The following is a 22,910-nucleotide window of genomic DNA, read 5'->3' as shown; positions in this document are numbered from 1 at the left end:
TCTTAGCGAAAAGGCCCCCACATGGGTGGCCTTGATTATTGTTGGCCCCGGCTTATGCCGTGGCGCCTGTGATTTTGTAGAACGTCATCGCTGGCGACTGCAGGTTCAGCACGACGCTTACCGTTTCTACTTCGTTGACCGCCGTAGTCGGCGTGTCGTCAAAAGATGCCGTGGCCGCCCAGTAACGGTTCTCCTTCGCCTTCGGCACGTACATGTAAGCCGCCACGGTCTCTTCGTCTTCGTCCAGCTGGCGCAGCAATGGATATACCGGGAGCGTGGAGTCATGCGCGATCGAGTAGGTCTGCGAGACTGCGGATTTATAGGTGTTCAGGTTTCGCTGGCGGTCATCGCTCAGGAACTGAATCTGTGTGGTGTTCTGATCACCGCCGGATTTCGACACCTCGGTAATTTGCGGCAGCTCGGTCCATTCTTCAATCTTGCGAATGGAGCCGGAACCGCCGCCCGCGGCGTATTTGTTTTTATTCGTAGTATTGATGTTGCGAAGGGTGACAGCATTCTCAGCAATCGCGTCGATTTTCGCGATGACGTTATCAATACCCGACCAGTTGCAGTTCACGTGAACGATATCGCCGACCGCAATATCGTCCGCGGCGCTTACGGTGATCACCGCGTTCTCTGCATTCGTCGCGCCGGTGAAAGTAATGGCCGGGCCGTAGCCCGACGCCAGATATACATGAGCGCCGTTAGGCAGTGCAAAGCCCATAATGGTTACTCCTTCAGAAACAAGAAAACCGGCCTTAAGCCGGTGAGATGTGGAACATCAAAGAGGGAATCAGCTGATAATGTCAGCCCTGTAATTCAGGCTGACAGGAACGGTGTAGGACACAGGTGTAAGGATGCCGCGGAATATGCCGGGCGCGCTGCTAATCCAGCAGGTATAGTCTTTGCCTGCAATTTCCTGCCCCTCTGGGAACAATTCCGCAACCCTGCCCGCCAGAGCAACGACGGAGGTACGGCCGGAGCCGGCCGGCGCCACGACATTAATCTGGTACACGCCTGAATAAGTCCGGCAGCGTAATCCAAGATCGATAGTTCGCGGCGTAACGGGCATATAGTGAACGGCCAGGTACATCTCGTTAGCAGGAGGTGTAAACGGCACGTTCTCCCATGCAACCGAAATGCCCTCAGAATCGGCCCAGGCACCCAGTCTGGCGGCCAGTGCAGATGCAATATCAGGGATCACTTAGTCACCTCCCTTACAGCTTCCTCAAAGAAGCGTTGAAACTCAGCTACAGTTATGCGGACCATCCCGCCCGGAGCCTGTGTGGAATGCCCCATTTCAAGCGGGTAGGCATAGGGCACGTTGTTGCAGAAATAAATGGCCTTCATCCCGACTTTGAAGAGCGACAGCGTGTAGTTCCCGGCCGCTTTTGTCAGGTCGCCGGTCTTGTCTATTCGACCTGTCTCGTCAGTCGTTGGCGCATCAAAGGACACCTGCCAGTTACCGCGAAAGCGTCCGCCCGTATACCCCGGCGGTGCTTTGATATCCATCCCATCCACTACCCGGGCTTTTTTCTTCAGTCGCCCGGTTTTGGTCAGGTTGTCGGGATTGGCGCGCTGCGCCTCGTTGTGGTCGTAAACAGCGCGATTATAGGAAACGGCCGTGTGGTTAACTTCCCATAACTCCGGGTTGCCTACTGGTGACATCACCACCAGCTGGTTAAGAATTTTGATTCCGACGGCGCGCACCACTGCTTCCTGATTCGTTTTCGCCTTATTAACGAAAGCCGTGATTTCAGCCAGGAAAGCCGCGTTCTCGCCCATGCTAAGCCCTCAGTTGCGCTTTATAGCAGAGTACCAGCACGGCAGGTTTTGCCGGGTTGGGTTTGACAACACGGTAGGCTGTGCCGTCGATATCAACCACATCGCCGATTTTAATTTCCTGCTCTGCCGTAAAAACGATCTGCACGTCGCCGTTAACGATGACCGTTCCATCAATTTCGCCAGGCGCGTATTCGGTCTTCACGCCCACAGCAGTAAAACGAACCTCTTCAGTTTTATGCTCAACGCCGCCGATAACCGTTACCGAGCCTTTACGGGTGACGTTGTACATCGCGCCGTTCTGCCTGAGCATGCGGGTCGTCCTGGCCTGCATACGTTGGTAATCAATCGCCATATCAGGCCCTCTCTGCAAATGAATTGATTGCGTAGCCACGACCACCAGCAAGGTCGCCCAGCAGCGCCATGACAGCAGGATAGGACGGTGTGAAGACTTCACCATCTGCGACCGCATAGGTCATGGTGACAGCACCTTCCACGCGTTCAGTTTTCACAGCAGCCTCGCGAGAGCTGGAAAGTAAATCGCCGTCGATTGCCTCTACTGCCAGCATGCACTGCGCAGTAACAACTTCACGTGGAACCTCATCGGCGGGGAAGTCGTAGCCGTCCAAGACAACATTCTCGCGCGGCCACGTCAGCGGCTGCCGGGGGTTTGCCCGGTAACCTACCCAGTCCAGCCCTTCGAGGTAGTCCATTGCTTTAATCAGCAGAGGTATCAGACTGTCAGGCAGTTCTATGCCGCGTAGCGCGCCGAAAGCGATCAAATCGTCTTCAGTGGCATAGCTGTTGGCATCCGGGGAAGTGATATCGGAATTGATCATCGAATCATCCAGTTTATGGGGCTTTCGCCCCATTCGTTATTCACCGGAAGGCGCAGTGAAGGTGATCTCCTCTGTGGTCTTCGCCACGCCATCAACCGTGCTGGTTACCGTGAAGGCTCCAGCCACGTCTGATGTGAGTTTCACCGTTGCACCACCAGCAGAGCCCGTTTGAGAGTTGGCCGTGCTGAGCGTGCCCCCTGTGGACGTCCACGCTACGGTTTTACCGGATACACCGGAGCCGTTCAGCGTGTATTTCAGGGACACAGTTACCGCGTCGGTGCTGTCAGCAGTAGCGGAGGTTTTATCCGCTGACAGCGTTACTCCCCCACCGCGGATTCCAGTTTGATCAGCACGCCTGCCGTGGATTTGTTGCTGGTGAAGTGTTTCTTCCAGTTGCCCGCAGTGCCGATGGCGGTCAGGTCAGGGTTATCACCTTTGGCGGTATCCCAGCTGTAGCCCAGCAGATCAACGTTCACCACGCCTTCAGCGCGATAGCCAACCGCAAGGTTTTCCTGATCGTTGATATCGTAGGAACGGAAGCCCGGCGCCTGAGACTCGGTGACGGTAACCGCTCCAGCTACCAGCCCAAGGATCGCATCAGCGTCCATGGTGTCGGTCACCAGCACAGGTTTACCCAGCGTGCCCGGCTGCCCACCGTAAACCACCACGCCCGCTTCTTCGTAGATTTTGTTGGCAATCGCCTCATCAACAATGTCGAAGTAGGTGGCAGAGTGCATCACGAAGAGCACCACACGGTTGAACTTGTCGCCGTACTTACGCAGGCCGCGCGTCAGGGTCTTTTTACCGTCGGTCTCAATATCGGCGGTTACGACCATGTCGGCGTTAGCACCAATCGCCGCAGTCAGCGCTTTCAGGCCGTATTTCACGTAGCCTTCCAGCGTGGCATCTGCGACATCAACGCCGATCACTTCTGAGAACTCATCAACGGAGCGACCACGGCGTTTAAAGGCCTCTTCCGTGGTTTCATACGGGCCGTATTTCCACGGTGCTTTAACGGATACCGCTTCCCCGGCACCGATTTTTTTACCCGTGACTTTTCCTACAGAGTTCACGTCACGCGATTCAATGGAACCACCCACTTTGTAGAAGGCGCGCTTACGGAAGTCGCCCTCAATCAGTTCGTTATCCAGCAGAATCGCGCCGTTGGAGGAAGCGTTGAACACTTCCAGATTGTCCTGGCGACGCTCAAGGAACGCGGTCTGTGCCAGGTCGTCATAAATAACCAGGTCGGTATTAACAGTCGTAGCCATGGTTTAAATCCCTTATTTCGGAAGTTTGAGGAAGGCCTGCTGGCCATGCTTGCGGATATAATCCGCCTTATCGCTGGCGCTCATTTCTGAACGTTTCAGACTGCCGCCACCGCCACCTGGCTTATGTCCACCAGCGCCAGTACCTTCAGCGCGCGGAAACAGGTGCGGAGCCGTCTCCTTGAGAGACTCCGCCCATTCAAGAGGGCTTAGGGGGGTTTTGCCGTCTTTGCCGAACAGAACATCGCCATTTGCATCAACCGCTACGGCCTCGCCTTCGTCGTTGAGCTGGAATGTGCCTTTGGCACGCAGAATCAGATCGTCCGATGCTTCCGGCAACGCGCCAGTCTTCGCGGCTGTTGCTCGGATTGCATCACCCAGGACGCGGTCCCGGAATTTGTTGGAGAACGCTTCGGCTTTTTCCGCGCGTTCGTTTGCCGCTTTAATCTTTTTATCTACATCAGCACGCATGCGCTCTGTGCGCTTATCGAGCACCTCATCAATTTTCCCGGCGGCAATCAGCTTTGCCTCTTCGTCGTCAGAAAAACGCTGCAGGATTCCGCGCACCGCATCAGGGTCGATACCGTCAAAGCGGGACAGGTTTTCTTTTTGCTGCTTAATGGTGCCCAGCAGCTCATTATTTTTCGATTTAAGCCCGGTGACTTCATTCGTCACGCGCTCATCAATCAGCTTCTGAATTTCGGGGGTGATCTCAATACCACCACCACCACCACCACCACCACCTTCACCTCCATTTTCAGGAGCGTAATATTTCAGAAGCATGTGTCGAATTAACATAATTACCCCTCGGGATTTTGCCGGGCCTCGCCCATAAAAAAGCCCCGGCGGTTGCCAGGGCTCAGAGTGTTTGTTTATTGCTTAATCAGGATTGTTTAGCCGGGTGTAAACCGAGCCGATCAGGACGCCAATCATCCTGCCTTCAGGCGTGGCCTCGCCAGCCTCTTTGCAGATAGCATCCAGTTGTTCGATAACGTTATCCGGCAATGGCTCCGTATGAGCCAGCTCTGACGCTTTTTTCAGGAATGGGAATGTTGTTTCAGCCACTTGAGGATCTCGGGGTTGATAGTGTCATTCTGGCCGCTCATAAACGCCGATACGACCTCAGCAAACAGTTCTTTCGGCGCTTCTGCGGCATAGGCGCTGAGAGCACGCCACCAGCCATCATCATAAGCACTTTCAACCAGAGCACCAACTTCAGGCCGGGAATAATACAGATGGTGGCCCAGTTCATGCCACACGGTGCCCTTAACCGATGCCACCGCAACATACGGCAACTCCGCAGGGGAAGCATCCAGCACCCCCTGAGACAGCGAAGATGACGCGACTGATGGCCTTACCATCATTGTCATGTCGATCCCTGCGCTGTTCTTCAGAATATTTTCCCATTCGCTGCTGTCCATTGCCCACCGGGAAAGGTGCACGATTCGTGACGATGATTCATATGCACCTGCCGCAGTTGCCGGAACATCCAGTGTGTTACCGAATGCCGCAACGGGCTGGAGCCCGAACCGCTGGATAACATCGAATGCCGCCTGTGCTGCCTGTTTCGCTTCATCCAGAGATACACCATCCGGGAACTTCACATTCTGCGCCACGCGGCCGGTCATCCACTCCACCAGCTCATCCAGAGAACGTGAGGACTCTGCGGTTGATACCCCGCCGGAACGCTCCTGGAGCTGTTCGAGGCTTATCCACTCGCCTTTGTCCGTGTACATTTCGCCCAGGTCGATTTCACCCGCCCGGAACATCCGTCCACGTTCAGCTCCCAGAACCTGATCCTGGCGTTGTGCCGGCTGGCGCGCGAGCCATTCCAGATATGATGTTTTCCCCGGTACCTGCCCATCCATGCTGGCGCGGGTACCCTCGTCCATTTCATCAACATCAATGCCGAGTTCTCGCCAGGACTTCAGGATTAACGTTTCTGTAGAACGACAACAGAAATGTATTTTCCCCGGCCCCTGTAAATACGGCACCTTGTGCCCTATCGGCTTATTCTCAAGCGTATAGCGCAGCAGGTCGCGAATAATGCAGTCGTGACTGGTTTTGTTGTCCAGCGTTGATAGCCATTGCTTGCCCTTCACGATATCGCTGTTGGCACTGGTGAAGCTGTTGCGCGCTGTAGCCGCCAGGTGATTCACTGCTGTTTTTGCAATACTGGCAGCGTTTGCCCTGCTCATTTGCAGCGCGCCGTCGCGATAGTCTTTATTGGCATGGCCGCGCACGCTTCGGGCGATGGTTTCAACCGTGTCGCCAGCAAGGTAGCCACGGCGTACAGGGTTTATGACCCGCGCCAGCCTGTCCGATTCCAGATTCTCCGCCCACTCACTCAGCAGGCGCCCCTGAAATGGCTGAGCCATCGCCGCGGCATAAACCATATCGGCGGTGATTCCCTGTAGCGGGTAGCGTGCCAGCACCTGTGAGGGAAGAAGGGAATCGAACAGGCTCAACTGATAACTGACCTCGTTCCTGGAAAGCGCCAGCAGTTCCCCTTCCAGACCGGACTGCATTGAAGCCACAGCCTGATGGTTAAGTTCGCGTACGCTGCCGAGCAAGCTTTCCAGACGAGTAACCGTGAAGCTATCAGCCGGAAGCCGATCCAGTGCATCCAGCAGACGGGCAGATAGTTCTGCGTCCGTCTCGTTAAGCAGCTTCACCATCCGGTTAGCGACACCTGTCGCATAGCGGCTAATCCAGACGGAATGAGCAATGGCCTCATCCCGCAAACTTTCGTTGACTGTTGCCATATCAGCCCCCGGTCAATGAGGGAGCCTGATTGCGGAGCGCATCAATCACATCATCCGGGCTGTCTGCCGGGTTGATGAGGTCGAGTTTCTGAAGCGCCCGAATCATGTCAGTATCGCGCAGCGCGCCGGACTGCCAGGCGTTCACAATGGCGGTGACCATCCCGGATTCGGCAACCTTCGCTATAAATTCCTGGTTGATGATGTAAGCTGGCTCATCCCCATTAATGCCCAGGTACTTTGCACACCAGCCCAGCGCCAGCGTGTAAGCCTCAGAAACGTTCGAAACGCAGATACCCAGCACCGATGTTGATGATGTCTGCTCACCGCTGGCCTGGGTAGCAGTCTTGGCCGTGGCGTTCTGCTCAATCAGTCGGGCGCCCAGCTGCACCATGTAATCGCGCTTGCTGTCCATGGCCTCTTTAGCCAGCATGTTCGGCTGCGCCTGGGCATAGCCAAACGAGCCATCTTTAGGAAGCAAAAGCGGTGATCGGGAACCAATTTTCACGCCCTTCTTTTCGAGGTGATCGCGCCAGTTGGTATCAAGCCCAGTCATATAAGGCTGCACCTGACCACAGAACCACACGCTGTCCTCATAGTCAGCGCTGTTTCGATAATGGCCATGGTTTATCTCCACAAGCGCGGCCAGCGGTGAATCATCGATAGTGGGATCGTTGTTCTGAGCACCGACAAAGGTGAACGGGATTTCATCCCAGTATTCCTTTCCTTTAGGCTTCGGATGATATTCGCTGTCGACGGCATAGGTTCCGCTTGCAGTGCCACCTGCCAGGCGCCATACACGGCAGATAAACTTCCCTTCTTCCAGCGCCAGCTCGCGGTACTGAATTTCGTCCTTGTAAGCGTAACCATCCGGCTCTTCTACGCATTCGCGCAGGACCACCAGCACCAGCTGATCGCGTCCGTTAATGCGCTTCGTTCGCCAGTTAATGATGTTCTCTGTCGGATAGCGGAGAATGATCGCTTCGTCTGATGCCTCTGCATAGTCAACATAAAGCCCATCTCGCGCCACCTCGAGCACGTTCTCGACCACCAGCTGTGACTGCTGATAAATGCTGGTACCCGCCCCGTCAGCATTATCCAGCAGGTATTTCAGCTTCTCCGGGCCGTTAAACGTTGGGTCTTTGCGATACGCCATGCCAAGCATGCCGATCTTCGTATTGCCGGCAATGGCGTAAAATACAGCGCGGCGCAGATAGTCCTCATTGCGCTTGCGATTGCGCGTGGATTTATCGGTTGGATCGAGATAAGGCAGATACTTATTGCCCGCCGCTTTTACGGCCTCAGCTCCTTTGCAAAAGTCTCTGTATTTCCGCCAGGCAGCAGAAGCCGCCCGGTGTTCTGGTCGAACCCAGGTGATGTCGTCGTTTGCCATATCAGAAAGTGGTGTCCATGGTGATTGAATATGCCGGTTTCACGATGGGGTAATCCTTCACAATGAAGTACCCACCAGCATCATTGGGGTGATCGTTATCCGCTGATTTATCCGGTTCGCCATTAGCCGCCCAGATTTGCTGCTCGAGGCTCTCGGTGTAGACCGGGCAATTCTGGACGTTGACCAGATAGCGGCGCTCACCGTTGGCGTTGCAGAACATGGCGTTCATAGAGTTAATGCGGTCTTTAACCGGCGGGTTGGCATCATCAACGATGACGCTGAAGCCGGCATCGTTAAGCTGGGCAATATCCGTCTTGCTGGCGTTCTGCGATTTGCGGGAGTCACCTGACGCATCCGGATAGATGTAAATCTCACGGCTTTTAACGTAGCGACCATCCTCATATCGCCAGAACTCTTCCTGGATACGCTTAATCATCGCCGGAGTATCATAGACCTTCACCAGTTCACGAACCGCGCGCGGTAGGCCGTTACGCTTTACGTGAACAATCGCGGCCATTTTTCCCACGTTGAAGTCCATACCGATGAACAGCGGATCCCCATCCTGAATCTCATCAGAACAATTGTTCAGCTTACGGTTAAAGGTGTGGTAAATGGTCCCGCTGTTGAGGTTCGTGAACTTCCCGCGCAGGTATGCCTGAATCAGTTCGTCAGGGTAAGAACTCAGCAGCGACGGGATGTAATCCGGGGGCAGGTTCTTCGCGTTGTCGAACGTACTGGCCTGTATCAGACCGTACAGAGCAGAAAGCTCGGGCTTTTCACGCACCGCCTTCACGAACTGCTGGTATACGAACTTGAAGCCTTCCGGCGTTGTGGTGACATCGATGCCGTTACGCAACCCATCGACCTTGTAACGCATACGGGCTATGATTTTTCGCCATGCCTGTTGCGCTTTGGCTGCCGCCATGACGTCCAGCTCATCAACCATCGCGTTACCGATTTTGAAACCGACTATCGAGCCGGGCTTCTCCATTGAGCGGCAGATTGTGGTCCCGCGGTATCGTCGCCCCTCGTAGAAGTGAACCTCTTTGTTCCCCTCATTGATTATGACGCTCAGCCCCCAGTCAAAGGCCACTTCCTCAATCGTCGGGTAGAAGATGTCACGAATCTGCGGGTACGTCGGCGCGAAATAACCCTGGTTAATTTTAGGGTGCTCCCACATCCCCTTACAGATGCCGCCACAACCCACCCACGTCTTACCGGAACCGAACCCGGCAACGTAGGCTTTGAATTTGTGCTGCATCGCGAGGAAACGCGCCTGAGGGATGTTAAGTGTCGGGCTGATCCCCATCTTCCGCCCTCGCGTCCACTACGTTGATATTGATCTGCACTGGGGTCGGTTCGTCATCATCACCATCACCGGCCAGCTCTTTGCGGAGTTTTTCCACTTCCAGCAACCGGCGGTCGATTTCGATCTGCTGGAGACGCTGAGCGAACTCGCTATCCGCCAGGCCGAGCCGCTTCATTACCGCTTCAAACATTCGCTCACGGCTGATAGCGGTTATCTCGACGCCGTTCTTTCCGACCTTTACGCCGGAGTAAGCGAGTCGCGAGACTGGCGAGAGTTTACGCGTATCAGCGAAGTAAGGCTGGCCGATACCATCGCCGTTGCAGCGTGGGCAGGCAGGGTTAGGCTCACGATTATGGTCATAGCCATAGCCACCAACATCAGCGGGCTCGCGACTTTTCCGCTCAAGCGCTTCGAGTCGCTTCTCTTCGAACTCCACCATATCGCGCCACTGGTAATGGTGACCGAAGCCCCAGCAGTAACGACACGCGCCGCGGCGATACTGCGATAGCTGGTTTGCATCGAAGGTGGCAAGCTGCCACATCTGCGCGAGGACTTCATCGGCACCGCCAAGCGTGCGCGCAATGGATGCTTTCTGCTGTTGTGCAATAGCCTGGGCAACTGAAGTTTTCTGAAGGAGTTGATAACCAATTTGTTCAGCGGATTTTTTGCTGTAACCCGCCCTGATAGCTGCTTGTGTGGCGTTACCATCCTTTAGGTATTCCGCAACAAACAAGCGTTGCTGAGCAGTAAGTCCATCATCATCCACCAGCTCTTCTGCGCTTTGTTCTTTCTGCGCAGTGCGCACTCTTTTCTGCGCAGATTTTTGCGCAGTTTGCGCAGAAGGTTTTTTAATATATCGACGGGCCGTAGCGTAATTCAGTCCCTGCGCTTCACACCACTCCTTTGGTGAAACGCCGGTTGCGGCATGTTCGGACAGGAACCGTTGCTGAAGCTCGCCCCAGTCCGGTTTTGCCATAGATACCTCTAGTTTTTTGCTTATAGTTGATGGATATTAGTAGGATAAATCATAAAGCCGCTTGCTTCAGAGCCACCTAGTTTGCCAGTGAGGGGCACCATTATTGTTATCTAGAATAAGGGAATTAATAGATGGGAATGTTATCTATCAATGACACATGTCCGCATTGCCTGAAAGAAAATGCCGTCCTCAGCTCAATTAACGAAGCTCCCCTTGCTTCCGGAGTTTACTCTGTAGTTTTTCAATGCCAATCTTGCTTGAGATTGCTTATCGCTGAAATTCAAACTGGTTCCCATAGCAGCCCTGAGAAACAGGCAAACAACACAATATATCCTATAGAGGCCAGGTCAGCTGACAGAATGAATGTACTTCGAACATACCCCAAGAAACTGGCCTTAGATGCTCCTGCAAACACACCAGAAAGAGCAGCAAAATTCTTTATTGAAGCAAAAGATGACTTCACACGCGGAAGGTATGAAACTAGTGCAATGAATTGCAGAAAAGTGATTGATATAGCTACAAAAGTACTTCACTTAAAAGAGGAAGATAAGCTTGTTAGACGCATATCAGCGCTTAGGGAGACTGGTTTAATTACGCAAGAAATGGCTGACTGGGCTCATATAGTACGTATAGATACTAATGGTGCTGTTCATTCTGACGAAGAGTTTACTGCTGACGAGGTCGATCAGTTGCTTAAATTTACAGAGGTGTTTTTGACGTACTCCTTTACGTTACCCGCAATGGTAAAAGCTAAGCGAGAACCTGAATAGCCTCTAAAGCATGTGCCATTACGATGAGACTTTTCATGGTGATGGCATAAAAACCGCCCGAAGGCGGTTCGTTCAAAAATCATATCATCTTGCTAAAGCCGCTTGGATAGCATCTGCAAGTACACCAATTTTTTCTGCTGTGTGTTTTAAATCTTCTTCTACTTTGTCCGTCCTTGCATTTGCACCACTAGCTCCAGAAGAAGCCTTCGCAATTTCTAATGCTGCCTGAACAGCAAGGAGACGCTGTTTATCTTCTCTATTAACGCCAGCGCTTCCAAAATAGCTTTCTAACATAACGACCTCCTTTTATTCAAATGGAAGTCATAAATTACAACTTCGATACTACTTCTCAAGGATATATGTTCTTATTTACTATGCAGATCGCATAACCTCTACTTTTCTAATCCCCGCCTTATCCAAATTGCACTGCCCCAGCGCCGTATAGAGCTGAGCGTTTAACTCCAGACTTGCCTGCCACGTGAACGGAACCATCATTCCGGGGATCGACGTGTCTGCGATTAGGTCAAAGCTTATTGGCACTACCGGAGCCGGGACATAAACTGCCTGCGTTTTCCCGCAGGCTGCAAGCATCAAGCAGTGCGGTGAGCTAATTAACCGAAAATCAGCATCGTAAACGGTACCTCAAGGCGATGCGTATGTAACCTTTCAGAAGCGCGTTGCACTGATGTAGGTTGGTAATCAGCCAGGCTGTAGATACAATGGTTTGACATAAGTTAACCTCAGGACGAGATGCTCATGATTTTTCTTTATTCTTTTATTGCACTATCCTCCCTGTCAGCATTCGTCTTACTATGTTTTTTTGCAATTTATCAATTTTCTGTTAAGGGTGACGTCAGTTTCTACGTAATGCTCTTCGCTTTGATATTCCTTTGCGTATCATTTTACGGAGCGGTGGGTTTTACTTACACAAAATTAAAAGATGCCGGAACCATCATAAAAATTATCTAATTATGCTAAGGCCGCATCTCAGATAGTTGTAGAAAAACCTTATTAAGCCCACCAGCAGCTGAGCTTTGTAATTGCTGCCACCTCCCGGAGTGGCCACGCTCCAGCCCTTTAGTTGCCGTCGTTTCATCGACGCTTAAAACCGCTACGCGTCTGGAGTTCGCGCTGCCCTATCGGAGCATTTCCCCTTATTAACCCTCACCACGGTCTGCTATACCTGCTCGCCACTACGCGACTCGGGGCAGCATCATGGCTTCTGCATGGCTTTATGGCTGCGGTAAACCCGCTTACTGCTTCAAGGTCTTTAGCCCATCCACCAATGACAACAATCTGAGGAAATTCTTAATATCCCACGCTTACGCTTGTTGTTATCTGCCTGGCTGCCAGGCTATACATGACTCTGATGCGGAGAATGCCAACTCCGGGGAACATCAATAAAAAGAGCAACGAAACTGAGACTCCTGTAGCCCTCGATGAGAGGGCTTTTTTTTTCAAAAAAAAGCCAGCTCGGACAGAACTGGCTGGGTCTAGCAGTAAGTAGGTATTACTTCGCACGTCATTTCGACGTGTACCCTATTCCTTTAGTCAAGCATTCAGACGCCGGGTGCCTCCCGGTGGACTTGCATCACTCTGCAAACCCGCAACACTACGTCCAGCAGTGACTGGTTGCCCCTCCGCTCAGGGGGATTCATCTGTATGGCAGAGATATCGAATCACTCGTGCCATTAAAATGTAGCTGACAGACAAAATAAAGTTGTGAGCATTGTTGAAATTCTTCGCTAATCATTCATCCCGTATACCCATCAGGCATTAGAAGAAAGCAGTTTTTTGTTCCTTTGCTTTATTTAATACACCTTTTTACTTTTGAGAAATGGATTACATTTACATTCTCCTTGTAATGATGACCCCTTTGGTCTCCCTTCCGAATTGCAGGATTTCATTTCGGAAGGGACTTTTTTTCCTTTCCCGCCTTGATAAATACTCATTGTTTTCTAGACTCTTACACAGACTTTGCTATGTCAGGTAAAGTCGTCGTTCAGGACTACCCGTGTGCTCAAGGATGAGCCACCCTGATTTGTTCAAGCTTTTCCCTGCCATTTAATTATCTCCCCTCAAAGAATTGTCCATTCGTATTATGGAGTCCTCAATATTTGCTATGGTTAAAGTCCAGAGGAGAGACTGTGTCCGAACCTCAGGGATGAGACTCAATTTTTCCCGCAATTTGCTTTCCATGCTTTGTTATGCGCCAGGATGTCTTTCTTCGTCTGGCGGTCCAGAACGTCGATGTCTTGATCCGTCAGGAAGATTGGCTTCACCCAATCACAACCGGTATCAACCACCACCGGGACGCTTCCATTCGTTACGCAGCTCGCGATCAACATCGTCGCCAGGCATATGATTAACAGTCTGCTGTACATTGCTGGCCTCTTTCGTTGTTTCTACCCTGCGTTCGGCTGCTGCGACCATTGCCGCTGCGTTATCTTCGGTTCGCTGCTGGTCGGCTTTGGCTTCTGCTTTGCTGGTGCCGCGAATATGGCCTAGGCCAAAAGCGCCGGCGATAGCGGAAATGACCAGTGCGGCCAGCCCGATTATTGTCTCGATACCCACACTCACCTCATACCAGAACTGATTTCGCCAGGTTAAACAACGCACGGCGTTTTTCCAGCCCTTTGCGGCCGCCATTGATTAATAGTGTCACGCGCTCAACGTCGCCGGAATGAAGAAGGCAACCGCGGGAGGCATAGAACCATGCGGCTGAGCGCGCGGCGTATTCATCCTCTTCAAGCAGTTCCGGGTGGGTTACAAGGTCCAGTTTCAACCCCTGGCCACAACTGCGATAGTTACTCAGACCAGTAACCTGTTTCAGCCCGCGACCGCGATATTTCCATCCATCACCGGCAACCTGATTGCCCAAGTGTTCTTTTCCCCACTCACCACCGTATACCAGATTAGCGATCGCTTCCTGGTTTGCCGGTTGCGTTGTCGTTCTGCCAAGTGCAGCGGCTTGATGAGATGTGATGCGGTGGCTGCCGAACGTCGGCACCAAGTTTTCTGCCGCATAATTAAGATTTTCCACCACACGGGTAAATCTGGAGCTTTCATGCCCCATCTGGGCAATAAACATCGCCTGATCAAGCGGTGTGGTTATGCCGTATTCCTTCATAGCGGCGTCGATATGCGGAAACCAGCGCGCAGCTAACCCGGCGCTGATGCCAGCCGCCTTCTGAAATTGTGTTTGGTTCATTAGTGCCTCAGATGATCAACCAGACGTGCAACGTTGCCTTTGACGGCCACCAGTACGGAAAGGGATATGATGTTTGCCGCAATGGTGGCCCATGATGAATGCGGGTAAATCCCACACAGGTACGCCAGCGGTACAGCGCTGTAGGTGACGGTAATCAGCCAGGCTAAACGCGAAATCCATGGCCGATGCCGCGAATCTCCACGGCGATAAAACATCAGAGTAATTACAACTCCGGCGCAGAGCTGCGCGTTGATAGTTGCTGTTGGATCATTTAGTACCACCTGAACCTCCCCGGCGCGTTATTAGCGCCACCAGCGAGCCGATGTCCTGCTTGTTCAGGAACGTAAGGATTTGAACGGCTAACGCAGAAGCTATTACGGCACCGATAGCATCCAGAGGCTTCTCGGTGTACCCCGTCCAGGATGTGAGTTTTGAACCCAACAGCCCCGAACAAAGAATGCCGACGATATACGACACGAAGAAGTATGCCAGGCGACGTAACACACTCAGGTCAGCCGCTGTCGCTATGTAAAATATGGCGCCCGCAAATGCACCAAAAACTACACCGTAGTCAGTTCCGGTCAATAGACCGTAGACACTGGCTCCGGTCAAAGCTAAACCGGCCAGCCCCGTGCCTGAAAATGGATCGGACATCGGCCCCCCCTCATATTGCTGTGAATCCTCTCAGTAAATTTGAGGGAAAATAAAAAAGGCCGCCCTGAGGCAGCCTGTGTTCTTCGAATTATGTTCATAAAGGTGGGGATATGGGGCCTTCCAGAACGACCGCTTCACCGTTATGGCAAAGATCGTAGCCACGAGTTAGATGCCAGACGCCTCTGATTATTTTTCCTGTAACCATATCTTCAGTTTTACCGTGCGAAAAGTAGGCGATCTGGACGCAGTCATTGTGTCTAATCCAATAATATCCCTCTTTCATAATTCACCTCTTAAATTGTTTCATTTAGAAGTGTATATGACGATTCAGAACCTGGTGGTCGACAAAACGTTTTTTTGAGGATGTGGCGCCGGGTGCCTCCCGGTGACTTATCTCTGGTCGTCAAAGTCGCGTGCATACCTGCACATAGCAGTTAACCAGACGCCCCATCGCTTAGATGGGATTCACCACATTCATAACTAAAACAAGAAACATTCATCTGGTCAATGGATGATTAATAAATGAAAAAAAAAGCCTGCTCGGAAAAGCAGGCATAAATAGCTAAGTTGGCAATAACTGAGGGAGTGGTGCCGGGTGCCTCCCGGTGGAAATGATCACAGCATTCATTTCCGCGCGCTGGTTGAACACTCTGGAGAAATGTCCTGCTGAATTGCCCCTCCGCTTAGGGGGATCCACCACAAAAATGCTTTCAGAAACATCCATTACTCAGGATGCTTAAAAAGCATATGTGCAGTATGAAGAATCTGCCACGTAATCAGATGAATATATTCATTTAAATGGTACAGGCAGAAGGCCTTCAATCACCTCTGCCTCTCCGTTGTGGCAAATGTCGTCTCTCTGCGTCAGATGCCATACACCAGTTATCAACTGGCCCGTTTCAAGGTCATCGGTTACACCATCGGTGTAGTAGGCTACCTGAATTCTGCCGTTGTGCTGTAGCCAGTAGAAACACTCTTCCATTTTCCCACCAGCATGGCTGGGAAATTAGAAGTTACTACGGGATTGTATGGTTTTAGTAATTCTTAAATTGCTATAAAGCAAAAAGCCCTACGGGGTTAACCGGAGGGCTTTAAACGAAGGCAATAAACCATCGTTAGAGCAAAATTACCACAGATTCGGGAAAAGTAAATAGCTCACGACAAAATAACGCCCTATTTTGTTATCTGCTTCAACTGCTCCTCGGCCCATGCCTCTTCGATGTCAAATTTGGTGATTAGCTGATCGTAAAAGGGCTTAACAGACTTCTTCCAGGTATCTAGGCTGATTGTATCCGTTATCTGGCGCACCGCTGCGTAAGCCTCAGTTGAGGGGATACGCTCATATCCACGTCCGCCGCAGCGCTTGCAATCAGCTAAAATCGGAACGCCCCGCTGTTCAGTAAGAACCTGATTAATGGCTTTTCCGCGACCATGGCAATCTCTACAGGCACAACTTACTACCTTCTTGCCCTTACACTGAGGGCACAGAACGCGCGCTATCTCCCTGACCTGTCTGCGAATCTCGAACTCAGAAGGTCGAACATCTTCGACGCCCATGAGCAAAGACATCTTCACGAACTTCTTCTCTTTTGCCGGAGTGTGAGACTTCGTGCTGAAAACCTCAGCGTCAACAAACCCTTCCCCATTGCAGACATCGCACTGCTTCACGCTGGCGGCGCTGCGGGAATAATCATCGAACGCGATGGTGGCCAGTTGGTGCATCACCATTGGTTTAATCTCTGCATCAAGCTTCCGTAATGCCGCAACCCGATCGCACTTAGTCAGCGCGTACTGAGCCAACAGCTTAATCGCCCTCTTCCGGTCAGTATTGCTGATCCCCATCTTCCCGAGAAAAGCGCTATAACCCATGGCGGCCCGTTCCTGCGTCATGCCCATAGCGGCCATAATATCTGTTCCGGTTAATGAGTCTGACGCAGTAGCACGCGGAGAGTCGCTAATCATTGTCGATTTGGCGAAGTGATATTTGAGGGTATTTTCAAGATTCATGCGGTCTCCAGCTCGGTAATGGTGAGTTCTAATTTCCCGCCCTTAACGACAGGCATCTTCACAACGCGATAGTCGACTACCTGGCAATCATCCAGCCATAATCCCGCCTTAGTTAAAGCGTCGAATGCAGCTTTTTGGAGGTTATCCAGATCGCGGCGCCGGCGGTCGGGCATGTGACATTCAATTCGGATTTTGAGTGGTGCAGCCGTTCGGATGTTTAGCCTGGCGCTTCGAATGACACTGGCCACGGCATAGCGGTACGCGACGCCATCAGCGCTAATGTGTGTACGCCCGCGGTTGTGCCGGTAATACCGGTTGTTACTCGGTGGCCAGGGCAAAGTGATTTGATATGTTTTCACGTTCACCCCCACATCCGGTTGCGCCAGCGGCTATGCGGGCGCGCTGGTGTATTTGAGGTCGGAAGGAAAGCACTGACAGTCCAGGTCACGTAATCCTTGTTTAGGCTGCGCTCAACTCGCATGCCGCGCGCTTTGTAACGCTTAACCAGTTCGTCGGCCTGTTCGGTGCTGCATTCGGTATGATGGAACCATGAATGTTGCATGCCCATCACCCCGCAAAGCCAAGCAGCTGCGCGGCGACATTTTCGGCCTCATCGCGACTGCGGAATGAACGAGACAGGACCCAGCGCCAAAGAACATCGAGCGCAGCTTTATAAAGTTGCTGGAACTCGAGTTCGTCCATGTTGGCGAATGAGATGCTACGTGGATGCTTTTTGAGTGTGCCGTCAGGTAGCTGAATAGCATCAAAGTGCCCTGCCTCGACGATTACCCATGAGCGGTAAGCATCGAAGGATTTGCACAGGCTAATGCCATTCGTGACCCGGCGGTATGCGACCTGCTCAAGATAGTGCTCAGCGGCATCGAGCAGTGCGCCTTCGTTTCCGCCATAGGAGGCTAGGAATTTAGCGTAGCCGGTAACCAGCTTGCGCTCGTTGGAGGAGATTGCCCCGCCGGTAGGCTCCCAGTATTCGAAGCCCAGATTAAGCAAAGCGAAGAAGCGGCGATGAAACGCAGGATTGCGTACCTGTTTGAAGTCGGCCACCAGCACGGCGCCGAGCTTGATTTTTGATTGCAGCAAATCGCTGGTCTCCGGCGTAGCCGGGATCAGGATCCCTGAGGACTGCTTAATGAGTTGTAACTGCGCCATGGTGTTCACTCCGTGGCGCATCGCGGTCAGGTTGCTGGTTGTTCAGGCCAGCTCAAGAATTATGATTGCGTACGTAGTGACAAGTCAATTTTTAGAAGCCATTTCCCTTACAACTTCCATAATGGTTTCTTTGGACCAGTAACGATCGTCCCTGCTTAGTTTTCTGTGAGTTATGGAGCTATCTTTGGTGGAAATTATATAGCGCTCTTCCGCCCCCAACTTGAAGGACAGCAGCTCCCTTCCTTTCCCATCGGTTATGGTCACTCGCAGATCTGACTGAACTACACCCTCCACGAAATCCCCCCTGAGCGACATACAGACGCGATTAGAAATTGTCGGCAGCAGCATCAAAGGGATTCGCAATTTGCGGTATTCTGAAAATGCGCGCTACCCCTGTGTACACCCTTAATAGAACCAGTCGTCTGCACTTTCCCAGGTTTCCTGAAGGAACCCTTCAACCGTCTTCTTCGCTTCCTTTGCCCCACCATAAACGCTTAACCCATCCGAACCAGCACGTCGGACAACAAGGGTGCAATCTTCGAACTGATTCTGGAGTCTTTTTAGGAGTTCTTTTTCCAGAGCGGGAATTGCTCCATCAGGAAGTTTCTTTGTGCGATCAATGGTTAACTCAACTTTCATGGTGGCCCTCCTTGAAGGTACTGTATTTATATACAGTATACCTACATGAAAAAATGGTCAACGCTTTATGAGCTCAAAATGCCATTACCATTACGCTGTAGGCCTCGTTTCTAACGTTAAAATGAGGTCAACACAACTTTATAGACGGCTAAAACAATTGTATCATTGCCCCTTAACACACCTGAACCCTTACATGCCTTGAGAATCTAATGACAACAGCTGAAATCCCATTGAAGACTGAGCGACTACACACAGTGGCCCCGTATATTGGGAAAATGCGGCCAGAAATTGCAGGTTGGGCTATCGAGACCGTCTCTAAGCCTGGCGATTTAGTGTATGACCCATTCTGTGGTTCGGGTACTGTCCTTCTTGAGGCATGGTTAAAAGGAAGAGATGCTGTAGGGACTGATCTCAATCCCTATGCATGCTTGATTTCACGGGCAAAACTGAACCCCTATATGCCTCATGATTTAGATAATGTTCATGAGAAATTAGATTATTACGCTACTTTAGTAGCGAAAATAAAACCCACAATAACGCTTGCTGACATTCCTGAATGGGTAAGGGAATTTTACAACCCAGAAACTTTAGTTGATTTATTAGCATGGGTAAAAGTTTTGAAATCAAATAACGATGATTTTGGACTCGCTTGTTTACTTTCCCTTGCTCATCACCAACGTCCAGGGTTTCTCTCATATCCTTCAAGTCATACTGTGCCTTATCTTCGAACAAAGAAGTTTCCGCCATCAGAGTTTCCCGAGCTTTATGAGTACAGGCCAGTGCTCCCTCGGCTCGAAAAGAAAATACTCCGGGTATATAACTCATTACCATCGCTTGATTTTTCTTTGAGCCGAAATATTTATCAGCAAAGCGCTTCATCAATTGAAATTGAGCGCAAGGTTGATGCTATCATTACTAGCCCACCATATATGGGGCAACTTGACTATGCTCGCGATAATAGATTGAGACTTTATCTTATGGGTGTGGAAAACTGGTCAGCATTAAATAAAGAAATTTCACCTAGTGCTACGAGGTTTGTGGAAGAGTTTAGTTTATGCTTAAACTCATGGCGTAAAAACTTACGTCATGGTGGCAAACTTGCTATTTTCGTAGGCACGACCACAAACACTACAAAAAAAAGACTTGATGAAATTGTTATTGACTTGATAAATAATGAATGGCCCGATTATGAGTTAACCGACACTATATCAAGCGAGATCCCTGAATCTCGCCGAGCAAGAAAAAACTGCAAAGGAAGTGTTGCTGAGTCTCTATTAATCTTTGAATACAAATAAGGAAAAAAAGTGAAATCAGTAGCGATGTTCAACAATAAAGGAGGCGTAGGTAAAACAACTTTAACTTGTAACCTCGCCTCTTTTATAGCAATGAATTTTGATAAAAAAGTATTGGTGGTCGATTGCGATCCACAATGCAATTCCACACAACTGATAATGGGTGTTGAAAATTCAGCAGGGCTGTATCTAGACCCAAACCCTACTATAAGCACCATTAAAGATGTTCTACAACCAATAGAAGATGGTGATTCAACTATAAATACTGACTTAACCTTCCTCAAATCAAGCGATAATCGTTTTGGAGTAGACTTATTACCCGGACATCCTTATTTTGCAATAATTGAAGACAGATTAGGTGTTGCCTGGGGGCAACTCAGAGGGAGAGACAGACAAGGTTTTAGACAAACAAACTGGAATACCTTGTTATGTAATTATTTAGAAGATAAATATGATTTAGTTATGTTTGACTTAGGTCCAAGCTTGGGTTCGATAAATAGATCCGTACTCATGGGATGTCAACATTTCCTCACTCCCCTAGGTTCTGATGTATTTAGCATTATTGGTGTAAAAAATATCTCTTCATGGTTGAACAACTGGATTGATGACTACAATCATTCTTGGTCGGCATTAAGTCCAGAGGAGAGAAGTGTTCTTCAAGAACGATTCTCTGTTCTTCCAGAGCCTCGCATTAAAAAGGGCTTTATTGGCTATACAGTTCAATTATATATAACTAAGTCTTATGGGCAAGAACGTCGAGCAACTAAAGCCTATGAGGCTATTATTGGAGATGTTGATAATGAAATCAGAACATCACTAATTGATTTTTACTCTGACAGCCTAATTGCATCTCCTCAAAGTTCTAAGCTGGGTGATATTCAACACTTATATAGTTTGGTTCCTCTCGCCCAAAAACAATCTGTTCCTATTCATGCGCTAACGAGCACGGATGGCCTTGTAGGTTCACAGTTTTCAGCAGTTCGAGAATTCTCAAAAAAAATACGCCCAATTGCTGAAAATTTACTTAAAAATCTTGGCATGTCCGTTCAGGAGTAAAATAATGATAAATTGGCCAGACTCTTTAATCGATGAATTAGCCTCGCGTAGATGTGTTATTTTCATTGGATCTGGGGCATCTGCTTCAGCTAAAAAGCGGATTGGTGAAAATGACATATCACCTCCAACTTGGGCAGGCTTGCTTAAATTATTATTAGAACGGTCTCCTGAGGATGCAATTGGTTCGAAAGAAAATGCTGAATCACTTCTTGAAAAACAAAATTATCTCGATTGTGCTGAAATTATAAGAACAACTTGCCTGCCTAGGGCAGAATACAATCGCTGCATTATTCAAACATTTTCGGGATATGAACCTACTGGGGTACATAAAGCTGTTGAAATTTTAGACCAAAAAGTTGTAATTACTACCAATTTTGATACTTTATATGAAAGTTTATGTCGTCAAGGTCAAGGTAGAGATGGATACTCAGTTATACGATACTATGACGATGGCCTAGTCGCAAGAATGCGCTCTCCAACAAGATTAATAATCAAAGCGCATGGGTGTATAAGCGAGCCCGAAAAAACAATTTTAACAAAGTCTGATTTCTTTAATGCTCGGAGCAAATACTTCGGTTTCTTTGAAGCATTAGAGAGTATCTTTCTAACACATACAATTTTATTTATTGGGTATAGCGTTAATGACCCTGAAATACAATTAATTTTAGAGAACAACATTATTACTTACCCAAGCGCTAACCCGCACTACGCCACAATGTCAAGTGGCTCTCACCCATCAATATTGGCTGCATTCAAAAACACCAATAATATAGATATCTTAGAGTACAATCCAGAAAATGATCACGAACAACTTTTAGAAAGCTTAAATAACTTATGTGATTTAGTTGAAGAAAGAAGAGCGATACATACATAAAATAATTGGTGCTTTAGTTTATATCTAACAATGTCGTAACGTCGGACATTCGATGTTACAGCATTGTTGATTTTTTATAATTAAAAAATTACCCCACATAAATCACTATGAAAAGTTGGCTATATGGATAAAGCACATTAATAAAAACGTTATCTCAGCAGTCAAATCGCAATAAACGCCTATCATTGAATGGTTGATCGTATACCTGCTCTTGGCAGGGTGTAATTAAGCTGCGATGTACTTGTTTCGACAGAATTCCGAAAGATTAGCGCGCACCAACGCCTCAGCGAATGGCGGAGGAACTGCATTTCCACAACGTGCCACCTGCTTATCCTTCGCGTACTTCACGCCCCGGAAATCCTGGTCGATGATGTACCACTCCGGAAAGCCCTGCGCCCGGTATAGCTCATGCGGTTGCAGCATGCGCATGCCAATTTCAACGATACGGTAAACCACCCCATCCAGCGTCACCCGGCCAGTGCTGTCCGGGCCACAGTATTCGCGCAGGAACTCCAGCACCTGCTGCGCACGCTGCTCGTCGTACCCATCAACGGCAAGCAGGGTTTTCACTTCTTCTGCGTGCCCCCGCCGGCGGCAACTGTCACCATTGGCTGGGGTTGTGCAGCCCTTTCGAGCAGGTTAGATGAAACTTCTTTAGATGAAATGTGATCGCTACGTGGTGATTGCCAAAGGAGATTCTGTTGGCTAATTATCAAGAGACTTTCATAGAGAGTAAAAACTTTGTATTACGCGACTCAAAGGTCTTTGCAAAAAAAAAGTGTTAATCATACGTTATACGCAGCCTATGAAACAAACACCAATACTTGACGACTCTTATGCAGATTGCGCGACATCATGGTACGAGATTCTGACCTATCACTGAAGAAATCGACACTCGATCAAATTTTGAA

Annotated in this window: 28 protein-coding genes and 2 pseudogenes; 4 read left to right on the top strand and 26 right to left on the bottom strand. The window is 49.9% G+C overall.

The features are described 5' to 3' along the window. Window positions 1-52: 52 nt before the first annotated feature. From V1599_RS12425 to V1599_RS12365, 13 genes and pseudogenes are all read right to left on the bottom strand, one after another. A complete protein-coding gene (locus V1599_RS12425) occupies window positions 53-724 on the bottom strand; it encodes a phage tail protein (protein ID WP_395300134.1) in 672 nt (223 codons plus the stop codon). 69 nt (window positions 725-793) lie between these two features. Beyond that, window positions 794-1,204, bottom strand: coding sequence for a DUF4128 domain-containing protein (locus V1599_RS12420; RefSeq protein WP_395300133.1), 411 nt, complete (start codon window positions 1,202-1,204; stop codon window positions 794-796). Then, window positions 1,201-1,785: a hypothetical protein gene (locus tag V1599_RS12415; protein WP_395300132.1), complete on the bottom strand. Its 585-nt coding sequence runs from the start codon at window positions 1,783-1,785 to the stop codon at window positions 1,201-1,203. Before V1599_RS12415 ends, V1599_RS12420 begins: the two co-directional genes overlap by 4 nt. 1 nt (window position 1,786) lies before the next feature. Next, window positions 1,787-2,137, bottom strand: a complete 351-nt coding sequence (locus V1599_RS12410) for a hypothetical protein (RefSeq protein ID WP_395300131.1) — start codon at window positions 2,135-2,137, stop codon at window positions 1,787-1,789. A gap of 1 nt (window position 2,138) precedes the next feature. Continuing rightward, complete coding sequence (locus V1599_RS12405; protein WP_395300130.1) at window positions 2,139-2,621, bottom strand: DnaT-like ssDNA-binding protein; 483 nt, start codon at window positions 2,619-2,621, stop codon at window positions 2,139-2,141. Between the two features lie 36 nt (window positions 2,622-2,657). Continuing rightward, window positions 2,658-2,885, bottom strand: a complete 228-nt coding sequence (locus V1599_RS12400) for an Ig-like domain-containing protein (protein WP_395300129.1) — start codon at window positions 2,883-2,885, stop codon at window positions 2,658-2,660. Between the two features lie 53 nt (window positions 2,886-2,938). Further along, complete coding sequence (locus V1599_RS12395; RefSeq protein WP_395300128.1) at window positions 2,939-3,892, bottom strand: major capsid protein; 954 nt, start codon at window positions 3,890-3,892, stop codon at window positions 2,939-2,941. 12 nt (window positions 3,893-3,904) lie between these two features. Further along, complete coding sequence (locus V1599_RS12390; RefSeq protein ID WP_395300127.1) at window positions 3,905-4,687, bottom strand: hypothetical protein; 783 nt, start codon at window positions 4,685-4,687, stop codon at window positions 3,905-3,907. A gap of 81 nt (window positions 4,688-4,768) precedes the next feature. Beyond that, window positions 4,769-4,954, bottom strand: coding sequence for a hypothetical protein (locus V1599_RS12385; protein WP_395300126.1), 186 nt, complete (start codon window positions 4,952-4,954; stop codon window positions 4,769-4,771). Window positions 4,955-5,568: 614 nt separating this feature from the next. Beyond that, window positions 5,569-6,654, bottom strand: a pseudogene (locus V1599_RS12380) (hypothetical protein); the annotation flags it as partial. 1 nt (window position 6,655) lies between these two features. Next, window positions 6,656-8,044: a DUF4055 domain-containing protein gene (locus tag V1599_RS12375; protein WP_063138784.1), complete on the bottom strand. Its 1,389-nt coding sequence runs from the start codon at window positions 8,042-8,044 to the stop codon at window positions 6,656-6,658. Window position 8,045: 1 nt separating this feature from the next. Next, window positions 8,046-9,353, bottom strand: a complete 1,308-nt coding sequence (locus tag V1599_RS12370) for a terminase large subunit domain-containing protein (protein WP_017693498.1) — start codon at window positions 9,351-9,353, stop codon at window positions 8,046-8,048. Next, window positions 9,331-10,329 (bottom strand): terminase small subunit, encoded by a 999-nt coding sequence (locus tag V1599_RS12365; protein WP_395300125.1) that lies wholly within the window; start codon window positions 10,327-10,329, stop codon window positions 9,331-9,333. Before V1599_RS12365 ends, V1599_RS12370 begins: the two co-directional genes overlap by 23 nt. Before the next feature lie 131 nt (window positions 10,330-10,460). On the opposite strand from V1599_RS12365, the gene V1599_RS12360 reads away from it, so the two are divergent. Further along, window positions 10,461-11,099: a DUF4145 domain-containing protein gene (locus V1599_RS12360; protein WP_166714686.1), complete on the top strand. Its 639-nt coding sequence runs from the start codon at window positions 10,461-10,463 to the stop codon at window positions 11,097-11,099. Window positions 11,100-11,183: 84 nt separating this feature from the next. Here the strand turns inward: V1599_RS12360 and V1599_RS12355 are convergent, their stop codons facing one another. The 12 genes from V1599_RS12355 to V1599_RS12300 all read right to left on the bottom strand — a co-directional run bounded on the left by V1599_RS12355 (window position 11,184) and on the right by V1599_RS12300 (window position 18,777). Further along, window positions 11,184-11,393 carry a hypothetical protein gene (locus tag V1599_RS12355; protein WP_395300124.1) on the bottom strand — a complete coding sequence of 70 codons (210 nt, stop codon included), beginning with the start codon at window positions 11,391-11,393 and terminating at the stop codon, window positions 11,184-11,186. Window positions 11,394-13,270: 1,877 nt separating this feature from the next. Next, window positions 13,271-13,408 (bottom strand): hypothetical protein, encoded by a 138-nt coding sequence (locus V1599_RS12350; RefSeq protein ID WP_063135099.1) that lies wholly within the window; start codon window positions 13,406-13,408, stop codon window positions 13,271-13,273. After that, on the bottom strand, window positions 13,398-13,673 hold the full coding sequence (locus tag V1599_RS12345; RefSeq protein WP_062937964.1) for a hypothetical protein: 276 nt from the start codon (window positions 13,671-13,673) through the stop codon (window positions 13,398-13,400). The genes V1599_RS12350 and V1599_RS12345 overlap by 11 nt, the downstream gene beginning before the upstream one ends. 7 nt (window positions 13,674-13,680) lie before the next feature. Continuing rightward, complete coding sequence (locus V1599_RS12340) at window positions 13,681-14,310, bottom strand: glycoside hydrolase family 19 protein (protein WP_063138781.1); 630 nt, start codon at window positions 14,308-14,310, stop codon at window positions 13,681-13,683. Next, entirely contained in the window at window positions 14,310-14,591 is a 282-nt protein-coding gene (locus tag V1599_RS12335; RefSeq protein WP_395300123.1) for a phage holin family protein, read from the bottom strand. Before V1599_RS12335 ends, V1599_RS12340 begins: the two co-directional genes overlap by 1 nt. Beyond that, window positions 14,578-14,964, bottom strand: coding sequence for a phage holin family protein (locus V1599_RS12330; protein WP_395300122.1), 387 nt, complete (start codon window positions 14,962-14,964; stop codon window positions 14,578-14,580). Before V1599_RS12330 ends, V1599_RS12335 begins: the two co-directional genes overlap by 14 nt. Window positions 14,965-15,754: 790 nt before the next feature. Then, on the bottom strand, window positions 15,755-15,946 hold the full coding sequence (locus V1599_RS12325; RefSeq protein ID WP_395300121.1) for a hypothetical protein: 192 nt from the start codon (window positions 15,944-15,946) through the stop codon (window positions 15,755-15,757). Window positions 15,947-16,137: 191 nt separating this feature from the next. Then, window positions 16,138-16,971, bottom strand: coding sequence for an antitermination protein (locus tag V1599_RS12320; RefSeq protein WP_395300120.1), 834 nt, complete (start codon window positions 16,969-16,971; stop codon window positions 16,138-16,140). Next, window positions 16,968-17,330: a crossover junction endodeoxyribonuclease RusA gene (rusA, locus tag V1599_RS12315; protein ID WP_209783227.1), complete on the bottom strand. Its 363-nt coding sequence runs from the start codon at window positions 17,328-17,330 to the stop codon at window positions 16,968-16,970. Before rusA ends, V1599_RS12320 begins: the two co-directional genes overlap by 4 nt. 2 nt (window positions 17,331-17,332) lie before the next feature. Further along, complete coding sequence (locus tag V1599_RS12310) at window positions 17,333-17,539, bottom strand: hypothetical protein (protein ID WP_395300119.1); 207 nt, start codon at window positions 17,537-17,539, stop codon at window positions 17,333-17,335. Beyond that, window positions 17,539-18,138: a DUF1367 family protein gene (locus V1599_RS12305; protein ID WP_395300118.1), complete on the bottom strand. Its 600-nt coding sequence runs from the start codon at window positions 18,136-18,138 to the stop codon at window positions 17,539-17,541. Before V1599_RS12305 ends, V1599_RS12310 begins: the two co-directional genes overlap by 1 nt. 405 nt (window positions 18,139-18,543) lie before the next feature. Then, window positions 18,544-18,777, bottom strand: a complete 234-nt coding sequence (locus V1599_RS12300; RefSeq protein WP_395300117.1) for a DinI-like family protein — start codon at window positions 18,775-18,777, stop codon at window positions 18,544-18,546. Between the two features lie 209 nt (window positions 18,778-18,986). On the opposite strand from V1599_RS12300, the gene V1599_RS12295 reads away from it, so the two are divergent. Genes V1599_RS12295 through V1599_RS12285 form a run of 3 tightly spaced genes read left to right on the top strand, consistent with a single transcriptional unit; the run spans window position 18,987 to window position 21,999 of the window. Continuing rightward, window positions 18,987-20,072: a DNA methyltransferase gene (locus tag V1599_RS12295; protein ID WP_395300116.1), complete on the top strand. Its 1,086-nt coding sequence runs from the start codon at window positions 18,987-18,989 to the stop codon at window positions 20,070-20,072. 9 nt (window positions 20,073-20,081) lie between these two features. Further along, entirely contained in the window at window positions 20,082-21,125 is a 1,044-nt protein-coding gene (locus V1599_RS12290; protein WP_395300115.1) for a ParA family protein, read from the top strand. A 4-nt stretch (window positions 21,126-21,129) separates the two neighbouring features. Further along, window positions 21,130-21,999, top strand: a complete 870-nt coding sequence (locus tag V1599_RS12285; RefSeq protein ID WP_232949376.1) for an SIR2 family protein — start codon at window positions 21,130-21,132, stop codon at window positions 21,997-21,999. Window positions 22,000-22,224: 225 nt separating this feature from the next. Here the strand turns inward: V1599_RS12285 and V1599_RS12280 are convergent. Further along, window positions 22,225-22,684, bottom strand: a pseudogene (locus V1599_RS12280) (DNA cytosine methyltransferase); the annotation flags it as partial. Window positions 22,685-22,910: the final 226 nt, after the last annotated feature.

Origin of the sequence: Enterobacter sp. ECC-175 (assembly GCF_043968675.1) — a bacterium.
Taxonomy (GTDB): Bacteria; Pseudomonadota; Gammaproteobacteria; order Enterobacterales; family Enterobacteriaceae; genus Enterobacter.
This window is presented reverse-complemented; position numbering and strand designations above follow the sequence as displayed.

Bases quoted from the DNA above. Each gene is read 5' to 3' on its own strand.
- V1599_RS12285 (WP_232949376.1), top strand. From the start codon at position 21,130: ATGATAAATTGGCCAGACTCTTTAATCGATGAATTAGCCTCGCGTAGA.
- V1599_RS12395 (WP_395300128.1), bottom strand. From the start codon at position 3,892: ATGGCTACGACTGTTAATACCGACCTGGTTATTTATGACGACCTGGCA.
- V1599_RS12360 (WP_166714686.1), top strand. From the start codon at position 10,461: ATGGGAATGTTATCTATCAATGACACATGTCCGCATTGCCTGAAAGAA.
- V1599_RS12405 (WP_395300130.1), bottom strand. From the start codon at position 2,621: ATGATCAATTCCGATATCACTTCCCCGGATGCCAACAGCTATGCCACT.
- V1599_RS12340 (WP_063138781.1), bottom strand. From the start codon at position 14,310: ATGAACCAAACACAATTTCAGAAGGCGGCTGGCATCAGCGCCGGGTTA.
- V1599_RS12365 (WP_395300125.1), bottom strand. From the start codon at position 10,329: ATGGCAAAACCGGACTGGGGCGAGCTTCAGCAACGGTTCCTGTCCGAA.
- V1599_RS12330 (WP_395300122.1), bottom strand. From the start codon at position 14,964: ATGTCCGATCCATTTTCAGGCACGGGGCTGGCCGGTTTAGCTTTGACC.
- V1599_RS12375 (WP_063138784.1), bottom strand. From the start codon at position 8,044: ATGGCAAACGACGACATCACCTGGGTTCGACCAGAACACCGGGCGGCT.
- V1599_RS12325 (WP_395300121.1), bottom strand. From the start codon at position 15,946: ATGGAAGAGTGTTTCTACTGGCTACAGCACAACGGCAGAATTCAGGTA.
- V1599_RS12390 (WP_395300127.1), bottom strand. From the start codon at position 4,687: ATGTTAATTCGACACATGCTTCTGAAATATTACGCTCCTGAAAATGGA.
- V1599_RS12320 (WP_395300120.1), bottom strand. From the start codon at position 16,971: ATGAATCTTGAAAATACCCTCAAATATCACTTCGCCAAATCGACAATG.
- V1599_RS12300 (WP_395300117.1), bottom strand. From the start codon at position 18,777: ATGAAAGTTGAGTTAACCATTGATCGCACAAAGAAACTTCCTGATGGA.
- V1599_RS12415 (WP_395300132.1), bottom strand. From the start codon at position 1,785: ATGGGCGAGAACGCGGCTTTCCTGGCTGAAATCACGGCTTTCGTTAAT.
- V1599_RS12425 (WP_395300134.1), bottom strand. From the start codon at position 724: ATGGGCTTTGCACTGCCTAACGGCGCTCATGTATATCTGGCGTCGGGC.
- V1599_RS12295 (WP_395300116.1), top strand. From the start codon at position 18,987: ATGACAACAGCTGAAATCCCATTGAAGACTGAGCGACTACACACAGTG.
- V1599_RS12370 (WP_017693498.1), bottom strand. From the start codon at position 9,353: ATGGGGATCAGCCCGACACTTAACATCCCTCAGGCGCGTTTCCTCGCG.
- V1599_RS12310 (WP_395300119.1), bottom strand. From the start codon at position 17,539: ATGGGCATGCAACATTCATGGTTCCATCATACCGAATGCAGCACCGAA.
- V1599_RS12305 (WP_395300118.1), bottom strand. From the start codon at position 18,138: ATGGCGCAGTTACAACTCATTAAGCAGTCCTCAGGGATCCTGATCCCG.
- V1599_RS12355 (WP_395300124.1), bottom strand. From the start codon at position 11,393: ATGTTAGAAAGCTATTTTGGAAGCGCTGGCGTTAATAGAGAAGATAAA.
- V1599_RS12410 (WP_395300131.1), bottom strand. From the start codon at position 2,137: ATGGCGATTGATTACCAACGTATGCAGGCCAGGACGACCCGCATGCTC.